Here is a 10,900-nt window from a genome sequence, read left to right on the forward strand (position 1 = left end):
AACTTTTTTGTTCGTAAAAATCAAGAAGAAAGCGAACAAACATTCGCATTTTATTTTTTCTTTAGAATTGCTCGGCGAATTAGGTCCAGCCCTTTCATCGCCGAGCTATATCGAATGTATTGACGGTCTCTAGTGAAATGGAATTTTTCTGCTGTAGTCTTTCCTCCCCGCTCAGCAATCCCTATCCAGACAGTGCCTGGAGGATGTCCTTCCAGCGAATCAGGACCAGCAACGCCAGTAAAAGCAACTGCATAATCGGTATCTGTCAGCTTTCTCGCTTGCTCAGCCATTGCAGCTGCACAGGCTTCGCTAACCACACCATGCTCTTTTATAAGTACTTCTGGAATACCCAGTAAAGTTTCTTTCATTTCTTCCGAGTATGTTACAAAGCCGCCTTTTAAAACCTTCGAGGCCCCTTGTACACTACCAATCATACTTTGAAAAAGCCCAGCCGTCAGGCTTTCTGCGGCAGTGATAGTCTTGCCACGCTCAGTCAACAGCTTCACCGTAGTCGCTTCTAAAGAGTTATCATCTCCATAACCATAGAAATACTCTCCTACAACTGCCATAATCCGCTGTTCCATCTCAAACAGCAGCTTTTCTCCCTGTTCTTCAGAAGCCACTTTAGCAGTTAGACGCAGTGTCACCTCATTAGGCTTCGCATAAGGAGCCACGGTGGGGTTCGTCTGACTATCAATCAAATCCTTTAAATCAGTCACTAGCTGAGATTCACCAATTCCATAGAAACGAAGAACTTTAGACACCAGCTGCTCGGCTGCTGGAAACAGCTCTTTGATTAACGGGCGGACATGCTGAAAAAACATCGGCTTCAGCTCACTCGGAGGTCCCGGCAGCAGCAGATAACTAGTATCAGCCTTTGTTATTAGTGTACCGATAGCCAACCCGGTGGGGTTTGGGATACTTATTCCTCCCTCAATAGTCAGCGCCTGCTGCATATTGTTTTCGGTCATCGGTCGTTTAGAAAACGTGAAAAATTCCTGAACCCTTTCAGCACCCGCTTCATCTATAATAAGATCCCGATGAAGATGCTCTGCGACTGCTTGTTTCGTCAAATCATCTTCGGTTGGTCCCAGACCGCCGCATAAAACAATCAAATCACTTCTCTTTTCTGCTTCCTGCAGCAAATCAGTCAGCCGCTGGAAGTTGTCTCCAACAACAGTATGGTAGTATACCTCAACGCCGAGACTGGCGAATTCTTCGGAAAGAAAGGTTGCATTTGTATTCACTACTTGACCGAGCAGCAGCTCTGTTCCTACGGCAATAATTTCTGATTTCATACTTTTCCTCTTCTCAATTAATCTACGTAAAATTTCTTTCATTCATTTTACCACAGACCATTTTTTTCAGGAAAGCTCTGAGATTTTTATTAATTTAAGGAATGTCCAATTTGAAAATGGTTATAACTTATATCAATTTTCTGTATTGACCAGTTAAGAATAAACACTCATTTGCTGGTTTGGATAATTCTTATTTTCAATTTCGTCTACCATCGCTAATGCATAGTCGGCATAGCTGATATAGCTTTTTCCTTCTGCATTTTTTGTCAAAGTATCACCTGCGGCAAAATACTTACCTGTCCGATCTCCTTTTGCATCAAAGTTTTGAGCAGGGCTAATATAGGTCCAATTTACTCCCTTAGATTCTTTTAGTAGCTGCAGACTTTCACCCATGGCTATCGGAACCGTCTTATATTCATCAGGCAGGGTATCTTTGAGCTGCTGACTTCTATCTGCATTTAAATAGAGACTACCCGCACCCCCAACAACTAGCAGACGAGTTGGAAGACCTGCTAAGAGACCAATCAAATGTTTCATTGATATAGAAAATTCTTCAACATTTCCCCAAAATCCTAGCGCACAGACTAATACATCAAAGTCCTTAACATCTTCTCTCGTCAATGAATACACGTCTTTTTCAATCACCTGTTGATTCGGTCCGACTTTATTTTTGTCTCTGACAATTGCTGTTGTCTGAAATCCTCTTTTTTCTGCTTCCTGAATAATCAGTGAACCTGCTTTTCCATTTCCGCCAAGTACAGCTATTTTCATAACAATCCAACATCCTTTCTTTTCTGTATTAACTCTATGTAGTTTCCTCATAAAAAAACATAGTTTATAGTTAAATTTTAGTCGTCAGACTCAATTAAATCAAATCAGAAGAACTTTTTCAGGTTCTAAAAAAATTACATGCATATTTTAATAATCTTATAGATTTACACTTTGAAAAAATGGTAGAATGAAAACAGAATAGACGTTAAAATGTATTTCGTACATAAGGGAGAGAACTATATGAAAAAAGGAGTCACTTTGAGTTTATTGGGTATCTGTTGCTTCCTGCTGATGTCCTGCAGCACTCCGGACAAAAAAACGACGGCAACAAGTAGTTCGGAAACAACCAGCAGCACTACTATTGCTTCCAATGAAGCACCAGCCCAAGCCAGCATCACTGCACAAGAGGTTGTTCAAAAATTTAAAGACGCCGGACTGGCTGTGTATGAAGAACGGGATATGACACAGGAGGATTATGGTCTGGCTCCAATGAAAGCGGCTACGGGCGTTATATTTGGTGTCTACTATTCAGAATATACCGCTTCCTATTTAAATGGCCGTGTAACTGTTTACACAAACCTAGCTGATTTGCAGGAGGTCAAAAAATTCTATGATGACTTATCTGCCGAAGATCCTAAATTCAAATCCTGGACAGCTGTAAACGAAGAAAAGCTCGTGCTGTTCCAAATGAACGGCGGTATCGACGAAGCTGCCTTCAACGAATTCCAATATGTTCTGGGCACGCTGTAAATCAAATCATTGTATTTTTTAAGCTTGCCTGTACTAAGAACATTGACTGACTATAAAAACAGAGATGAGGCTTAAAGCTTTGGACATCAAAGCTCCAGCAGCTGCTAAATCAATGTTAACTGCTCCCAACTAGTGCTTTACAAAGTAAAATAACACTCAGCTTCTAATAAAAACAGAGAGCGGGATTTATCTACATCCCGCCCTCTGTTATTTTATTTCCTTCAATTCGATACACTTTAAGCTTCCATCGTATCATCAACCGATTGTTCCCGATACTGCTCCATTTTTTCCTGGAAGTAGGTCTCTGTCTTACCATAGGTTGTGTAAGTGATTGCATTCGCTCCAGCTTCAATAGTTTCAAGAATCTGTTCATCTGTTTTGCCGCCAGAAGCGATAATTGGAAATTCCGGATACTGTGCTCTAATCCATTTTACCAGCTTCACCGTATCTTTCCCTCCTGCTACGTTAAAAATATCCACGCCAGCTTCAATCAGCTTGCTTAAATCCCGCTTATCGTTGACCACTGTATACATGATGGGAATATCCACAGCTTCATTCACAGTCATAATTGTTTCAATATTTGTAGGACCGTTCAGCACCACGCCGTAAGCCCCGTGCTCTTCTGCGAAAGTACCTAAACGAGATGAACGGTTTCCAGAGGTTAAGCCGCCGCCGATTCCGGCAAAGATTGGTGCCTGAGCTACTTGAGAAATAGCAGATAAAATCCGGGTATTCGGTGTCCATGGATAGACTGCTAAAATTGCATCAGCGTCATTGTTCGCAATAACCGCTACATCCATCGTGTAGATAATACTTTTTATCCGCTTTCCATAAATGCTGATGCCGCTCGCTTCACGAATTGCTTTCGGCATCTTAATAATACTTTGTCTCAGCTCGGAGGACAACTCTGGCATATATTTGGGTGTTTTTTCCATCTAGACATATCTCCTTTTATTTAGTGTTTATATTTCTATACATACAGCCACTATCATTTTTTTAATACACGTTGTAGTTTGTTCTTACGCAGTATAGACTATCGTTCATTAATTGAACAGAATTTAGATAGAGTCAGAGAGCCTCAAGATCTGTCAGATCTCAGGCTCTCCTTTTTTCTTGATTAAATTGAGTGGGACATAACTCATTGAGTTATATCTTACTCACGTGGAATCCGAATAAACGGCGGGAGCAGTAGCACATACCAACATTAAACTGCGACGAGTAACCGCAGGAGCACTCGCAAAGCACTTAACTGCGACGAGTAACCGCAGGAGCAAGACCTTTGGAAATAAACACTTCTGTCCCATCCTCATTCTTGCTTGCTAATTACAGCTCTGCATTAAACAGCTGCTTCAACTGATAGACAACGTCATCGCTGTCCGCGTTGATTGTTGCACTTTCATTGATGCTGGACAGTTTTTTTAGTTCATCCAACTGGGCATTGTAGCCAATCGTATTTACTGTTACACCTAAGCCTTTGATGATAGGCGCTACTTTGTCAAAGCTATAGCCTTCATTCGTTTCGCCATCAGAAAGGACAAAGATAATCGGCCGGGCATCTGGTGTTTTCTCTAGCTGCTCCTGAATCATATTCAGGGCGACTAATGCACCGTCATATGTCGCTGTTCCGCCATCAGCTGTCAAGTTTTTAACAGCTCCGGTAAAGTAACCACGCTGCTTAGCATCCATCCGCTCAATTGGCAGCTCCACAGTGACTGTTGAACTGTATGAAACTAAGCCAATGTAAGAATCATCACCAATATATTTGCTGCTGTTTAGTAAAGATTGTCTTAATGAGTTAATCGGCGCGCCATCCATAGAGCCGGAAACATCTGCAACGAACACAGCAATAATAGGTTTTCCGCCATTTTTATTTTCTTTCCAAAGCTTTTGAATTGAGGAAACAATTGCCCCGTCGATATTATCGATTTCCAGCTGATAATCATCCAGCTGATTAAAGCCATAAGAAGAGGCTTTTTCCTGGTTTTCAGCTTCTTGAACATATTTTGTAAATTCAGCAACTACCTGTTTCTTTTCTTCAGAAGCTGTATTCATCGTATACATCGGTGAATCTTGCCGAATCCCCAGCGGCACGTACTTATACTGCTTAAATTCCGGTGTATTGATATATGTTTGATAACTAATCGACATGATATCCACTGAACCATTTTTCGCTACTTCTCTTAATTGAAGTGTATTAAATAATGTGGACGGTAAATCCTTTTGAAATGCCTGTAGAGAAGAAACAGCCTGATCGCTTAATGGATTATTCGCATCAAATTGATTCATCAGCTGAGTCAATAGACTAAGACCTGTTGAAGAGGTATATGGGTTTGTATAGCCTAACAGCATGCCATCATCCGTTACAGCTTTCACCAACGATTCAATATTAACCTCTCCATATTTCTTGACGATTTCATCGTAAGTAGCTTCCTTCATTAGCAAACCACCCGTATTTCCAATGGTTCTATCTGCCACTGTTGTCAAAGCTGTCCCATTTGATTCCAGCATCTTCCCCCACAAAAGATTCGATGGTGTATAGCCGTCCGGGACGTAGTTTTCAGAAGCGATATAATCCAGCCCAGTACCAGAAGCCATCGAACGGATAGAAACTGAAACAGTCTTTCCGTCAATCATACTATTCTTCTTGTTAAACTCCTCAGCCAGTTCAACAAACAGACCGTCTTTCCCGCTGCCGGCTTTTTCCGGACTGACAAAAATTTCTGCATTGATCTGGTTTTTCCCTTCTACAGTCAAAGGATACGTTTTATCAATTGGCGGAAGCTCTTCCTTTTCGTTCATTGAGCTTGTATCAATATCCCGTTTCAGTTCTGCCGTTGAGGCGTCGATTTTCTTCACGTAGCTTTTCAGCTCTGACTGAGCATCGGCTTTCGAAAGATTTTTGATATCTCCAGATCCGCTGTCGATTTTCCCGTCGTTCCCTGTTGTACATCCTGAAAAGAGGGCTGTCAGGATGATGCTCCCCACAACAAGCCTCTTTATTCCCCTGATTTTCATAGTAAAAGCTCCTTCTTAGTTATTCGATTGTGTTGTTTAGCGACTGCAATGCCTTGGTCATACTGTCTAAATCCCCTCTAGTTGATGGAGATTTAGAATCCAGATAATTTACGGTTTCGTGTAATAACCCTCTTACTTGTTTTAGAATTTCCGAATTTGTATTCAAACGCTTGGTAATTTCCTGAGGATCGCCCTCAATGGTGATTCGGTTAACAATGCTTTTGGTATTCTGTAATATCTGCATTTTGGCCTGACGCATGGAATACTCGATTTTATCTAATATTTCAAATTCATTATCCGCCTGCAGCTCTAGTAAATCCTCGATACAGCCGTCAATTTGATCAATCATTTTCTTAGCTTCAACAATATCCTTTTGATAAACCGTGTGTGTCTCATAGAGCTTATCCAGTTTGCTTACGATATCTTTGCCGTCATAGTGCTGATCGGCTTTTTTAGCTGGCTTTCCGCCAGCTTTCAGAGCTGCTTCTTTCTTTTGCGAAAACACCACAATAATCAGACCGGCTACGGCCAGTGCAGCAACAATCAGACCGGCTGTGGCAATGGTATTGAATGTTCGAACGGTTTTTGAACCATAGCTGATAACCGCAGCATCAAAATCCAATAAAAGGACTCGAACAGCAATCCAGACCAGTGCCCCAATCGCCCCTGTTCCTATTAAAAGGAATCGTATTCTCTTCTGTGTCATTCCGTTCTACCTCATTTCGTTACATCAATTAGTGCATTGGCGAGCTCTGTGCGCATACGCAGCATTTCCTCCTGAGCATGCTTTCTATTCGCTGCTCCTTTTTCACGAATCACTTGAATATCCTTCAATGCAGCGATAGTCTGTGTATTCACTTCATTTAAAGTTTCAATATCCACAATGCTCTTCTCCGAAGATTCTGCAGCCTGCGTAGAGACATGGTGAATTTTCTCCGCATTTTTCTTAAACAGTTCATTTGTAATATCAGAAACGGCATTGTCTGCTTCAATTGCGGACAGTGTATGCTGAGCTGAAAGCGCAATGGTCATTTGCTGCTTCCACATTGGAATTGTATTTGTCATTGTCGACTGAATTTTATAAGCCATTGCTTTGTTTGCGTTCTGAATCACGCGAATTTGAGTCGCCAGCTGTTGGCTAATCATCTTTGTCATATCTAAATCATGAACCTTTTTTTCAAATTGAGTCAATTTATCGGAAAACTCAGAGAGATTGTTCAGGTCTTCCTGATTTTGCCCAGCCGCTTTATTCTGAAGCTCCGGCAAAGTTGTTCCTTTAAGCTCAATAATTTTCGCTTGTCCAGCAGCCACATAGACTGATAAATTCTGATAAAACAGCTTGTTGGCCTCAGACATTTCTTCCAATGTCAGGATATCATTCGTTATTGTTAAGTAATGACCTTCTAAATTATTTAAAATTCGGGAAACATTCGCGTTGACATCTTCAAATCGAATCATCATTGTTTCGATTTTATTTTTGCCCCGCTTAAACAGTTTTGTCAAAAATCCGTCGTTTTCATCCGGATCAAAGCTTTCCAGCTCTATGACCAGCTCATTAATGATTTTACCAACATCGCCTAATTCATGACTTTTAACCTTATCCAGCGCCTGATCTGAAAACTCAGATAAACGAGATTGTTCCTTCGCTCCATAGGTCATTACACCCATCACGTTATTAATATCAATCTGATCTTTTAATTTATCGATTGCTTCAACCTGAGCTTCGGTCAATTGAATTTCCGGCTGTTTAATCTCTATCTCAAGCAGCTGCTCAATTTCCTTCGTCTCTTCCTGTGGTGCACCAAATGTAAACTCATCCATAAACTAACACACCTTTCTTTTTTATTATTCATCCTCTTATTGATAGACATTTCTCTGATTCTTTTATTCTTTGACACCTTTCATCATGTAAAAACTTCTCTTGTGAAAAAGTTGTATAACTATTATTTTAGATTATTTATAGGCTCCTGTCACTAGCCTGTCAAAAAAATCCGTGAAACACTATAATTTGAACAGCTGTTAAATGAATGTATTTCTCTATTTTCACTTCAAATAATAAGCTTCATTATCCCCTGTTTTCCATACGACTGCCAACCGCTCTTTATGCTTTTCCCGGACACTCCTCTATTTCGTCCTGCTGCTGTTTAAATAGCCGAACTGTTACTTCATTATGAATCTATCTATTATAAACCGCACTCGCAAAAAACAACACAATCTATTTTTGTCTATAAATAAATAGACAAAATCGGAAATTAATCTTAAAATAGCATTATAAACAAATAGAACAGGGAGAAATTACTATGGGCAAGAATCAGAAATTGAATGAAGAAATTATCATCAATGGTTTTTTTGAAGAAGAGTCAGACTACATCTGTCTTTACTGTGGAGCTGCATTTAATAAAGAGGAGATTTATCCAATCGACCAGCACTTGTACAACAGCATTTACGCCGTTAACGACCACCTTCACAAAAAGCATGGCGGACCATTAAAGGCGCTGCTGGCGCTACCCACAACTGTCTCTGGCATTTCTGGCACACAAAAGAATCTTATGAGCCTTTTGAGCATCGATCTAACTGATGGCGAAATTGCCGAACAGTTGGAAATTAGTCCATCTACTATTAGAAATCATCGGTTCAAGCTGAGAGAAAAAAAACGACAGGCATTATATCTCTTGTCGGCAATTGAATTACTGGAAAGGGTGAATAAAAAAATGACGGCAGAGGAAGTTAGCATCGCAACCTATGATGACCGCTTTATGATTAGTGAGGAGTATCGGGAAAAGACATTGGCGTCCTTCTTAGATGACAACGGCAGAGCGAATCGAATTCCAAGCAAAGAAAAAAGCAAAATCGTTCTGCTGCAGTACCTGGCAGAATCATTTGCAGAAAATAGAACCTATTCAGAAAAAGAAATCAACCAGATGATCAGCGAAGTTTTTGACGACTATGTTGCCATTCGCAGGTACCTTATTCAATACGGCTTTCTCGGTCGAACCAACGATGGAAAAAAATACTGGAAACTTTAGGTTAGCTTTGGAATACAAAGAGAAGGGGACGCGACATAAATTTGTCTCAGTCCCCTAAAACCGAATAAACGGTATTTCAGTATTTCCTTGCTTCGGGAATCACAACATTGTGAGAACCGTAAACAAGCTTTTAGTAATCTGATGCTTGTTAGATTCCTAGAAATAGTGCCGCAGCTGCTTTTACATCAAATGAATTCAGCAATCTCCTGAGCGGCCTCTTTATCTAAAATCAAGGTAAAGTTCGGATGCAGTTGGAAAACAGAGGACGGCACCGCTTCTGTTACACTACCAAAAAAAGCTTTTTTAATGATTGCTGCTTTTCCTTTCCCAGAAGCCATCATGATAACTTCCGGAATATTCATAATGCTTCGCGGTCCCATCGTTACATATCCTTCCGGCAGCTCTTCAGCAGCTCCTTCAACCTCGCCTAATAGAATATCTTTCATATCTGGTCTTGCGTCAATTGATACAAAACTTGTCTGATCACCGAATTTTGTGGTATTCGGCAGATTTCCGCAAAAATGACCATCAGCACCAATTCCCAGAAAAACAATGTCAATACCGCCGATACTTTCAAGATATGCATCGTGCGTCTGATAGTTCTCCATTGTCAGCTTGTGAAGCTGTTCATCTGCAATTCCGGCTTTCTCAAAAAAGCTCTTCTTTAAGTTAGTAATTGTCACACCATCACCACCGCTCTTTTTAAATGGAATTTCATCAAAGTTGAAAAAAGTGATTTGAGGATTAATCTCATGATTACGAATGTGAGCTGAGGCAATTTCATACGCTCGAATTGGACTGCTGCCAGCTGTGACAGAAATATTCTGAAAGCTGCCGCCATAAATTGCTTCTATTAATTTCTCTGAAACTCTGCTGCTCATTCCCTCATAGTCTTTTTCTACAATAATTTTCATTATTTCTACGCCTTCTTTCTTTATTTTTCCTTTATAATAATGTCTATAGCTACTATAGAGTCAAGAGGAGGATATAAAAATGGAAGACTTGCTTTCTATTGGAAAAATGGCTGAACTTTGCGGTATATCGATTCAAAGACTACGATACTATAGCAATTTAAATTTAGTTGCTCCTGTCTATATTAATCCGGAAAACAACTACCGGTATTACACAATTGACCAGAAGCAGACTATTTTTTTAATCCAGACCCTTCAATATCTCGGTTTAACCTTGCAGGATATCGCCGAATTTATTGCAGAAAATCAGATTAGCAAACAAACGATCAAAAAAATAGCCGGCTACATCCAGAAAGAAGAAGACAAAATCGCTCGAATCAAACGAATCACAAGCATCCTATTTGAAACACAAATGACAACTAGTCAGCCTGCTTTTTTCTCAACTTTAGAAGTCTCTTGTAAAAATGATACAGCCGTTTTTGACTATGGCAGTGAATGGGTCGCAGCGAGTATGTACTTCCGAAAAGAACTGCTAAAAAGAAATCTCTCTCTAAGCTATCTTTTTTTCTGCGGGATAAAGCAGCAGCTGAACGATGGTCAAAAATGCTACTCCTACTACATGGAGCTTCCGGGGATTGCAGTAGAATCTCTTCCTCAAGAAAACTATGCCGATTATCAGGAGCTTCATACGCACGAGGAGCATTATTCAAAACACCTAAATACCAGCCGTACAACTTATCTGCTAAAACTGCCGGGAATAGACACGAAAAGCAGCTATAGAATTCTACAGGCAAAATGGTAATCAGCCGCTTGATTCATAATTTAAAGGAGACTGGGACATAATCCACTCTCAAAAAGAAAACAAGCTCGATTTTGATGATGAATGTCAAAATCGGGCTTGTTTTTTCTTCTTCCCTTCTCTTTCTCTCCATATATTTTCCTAATTTTCTTAGATTTAGTGCCATGAGAGCCAAACCAACATCAATCTTCGCTCCTTGTTTTCCACGTAAATGGAAACGATGGAACGCCAAATGAGCCTTTAGATGCCCAAACACTGGTTCTACATCGATTTTCCGTTGTCGATAAATCGAACCTGTTTTTTCATCTGAAAGCTTCTTCTTGCATTCTG

At 40.3% G+C, this 10,900-nt stretch carries 11 protein-coding genes; 3 read left to right on the plus strand and 8 right to left on the minus strand.

The genetic code is table 11. From position 1 onward, the window contains the following. Window positions 1–50 precede the first annotated feature (50 nt). Entirely contained in the window at window positions 51–1,298 is a 1,248-nt protein-coding gene (locus tag ACPWSO_RS15940) for a competence/damage-inducible protein A (protein WP_426084576.1), read from the minus strand. Between the two features lie 153 nt (window positions 1,299–1,451). Next, window positions 1,452–2,069 (minus strand): NAD(P)-dependent oxidoreductase, encoded by a 618-nt coding sequence (locus ACPWSO_RS15945; protein WP_426084577.1) that lies wholly within the window; start codon window positions 2,067–2,069, stop codon window positions 1,452–1,454. A 240-nt stretch (window positions 2,070–2,309) separates the two neighbouring features. Between ACPWSO_RS15945 and ACPWSO_RS15950 the strand changes: the two genes are divergently transcribed. Next, window positions 2,310–2,819: a hypothetical protein gene (locus tag ACPWSO_RS15950; RefSeq protein WP_426084578.1), complete on the plus strand. Its 510-nt coding sequence runs from the start codon at window positions 2,310–2,312 to the stop codon at window positions 2,817–2,819. Between the two features lie 236 nt (window positions 2,820–3,055). On the opposite strand, the gene ACPWSO_RS15955 is transcribed toward ACPWSO_RS15950, so the two are convergent. The 4 genes from ACPWSO_RS15955 to ACPWSO_RS15970 all read right to left on the minus strand — a co-directional run bounded on the left by ACPWSO_RS15955 (window position 3,056) and on the right by ACPWSO_RS15970 (window position 7,655). After that, a complete protein-coding gene (locus ACPWSO_RS15955; protein WP_426084579.1) occupies window positions 3,056–3,754 on the minus strand; it encodes a hydrolase in 699 nt (232 codons plus the stop codon). A 388-nt stretch (window positions 3,755–4,142) separates the two neighbouring features. Next, window positions 4,143–5,834, minus strand: a complete 1,692-nt coding sequence (locus ACPWSO_RS15960; RefSeq protein ID WP_426084580.1) for a VWA domain-containing protein — start codon at window positions 5,832–5,834, stop codon at window positions 4,143–4,145. Between the two features lie 19 nt (window positions 5,835–5,853). Then, complete coding sequence (locus ACPWSO_RS15965) at window positions 5,854–6,540, minus strand: hypothetical protein (RefSeq protein WP_426084581.1); 687 nt, start codon at window positions 6,538–6,540, stop codon at window positions 5,854–5,856. Between the two features lie 11 nt (window positions 6,541–6,551). After that, window positions 6,552–7,655, minus strand: coding sequence for a toxic anion resistance protein (locus ACPWSO_RS15970; protein WP_426084582.1), 1,104 nt, complete (start codon window positions 7,653–7,655; stop codon window positions 6,552–6,554). Window positions 7,656–8,134: 479 nt separating this feature from the next. On the opposite strand from ACPWSO_RS15970, the gene ACPWSO_RS15975 reads away from it, so the two are divergent. After that, a complete protein-coding gene (locus ACPWSO_RS15975; protein ID WP_426084583.1) occupies window positions 8,135–8,860 on the plus strand; it encodes a DUF2087 domain-containing protein in 726 nt (241 codons plus the stop codon). A 185-nt stretch (window positions 8,861–9,045) separates the two neighbouring features. Here the strand turns inward: ACPWSO_RS15975 and ACPWSO_RS15980 are convergent, their stop codons facing one another. Further along, window positions 9,046–9,774, minus strand: a complete 729-nt coding sequence (locus ACPWSO_RS15980) for a glucosamine-6-phosphate deaminase (RefSeq protein ID WP_426084584.1) — start codon at window positions 9,772–9,774, stop codon at window positions 9,046–9,048. A gap of 79 nt (window positions 9,775–9,853) precedes the next feature. Between ACPWSO_RS15980 and ACPWSO_RS15985 the strand changes: the two genes are divergently transcribed. Further along, window positions 9,854–10,573: a MerR family transcriptional regulator gene (locus tag ACPWSO_RS15985; protein ID WP_426084585.1), complete on the plus strand. Its 720-nt coding sequence runs from the start codon at window positions 9,854–9,856 to the stop codon at window positions 10,571–10,573. Window positions 10,574–10,586: 13 nt separating this feature from the next. On the opposite strand, the gene ACPWSO_RS15990 is transcribed toward ACPWSO_RS15985, so the two are convergent. Next, the coding region (locus ACPWSO_RS15990; RefSeq protein ID WP_426084586.1) for a transposase at window positions 10,587–10,900 on the minus strand (314 nt) is incomplete at its 5' end.

This window comes from Enterococcus sp. LJL51 (assembly GCF_049894025.1).
Classification (GTDB): Bacteria; Bacillota; Bacilli; order Lactobacillales; family Enterococcaceae; genus Enterococcus_L.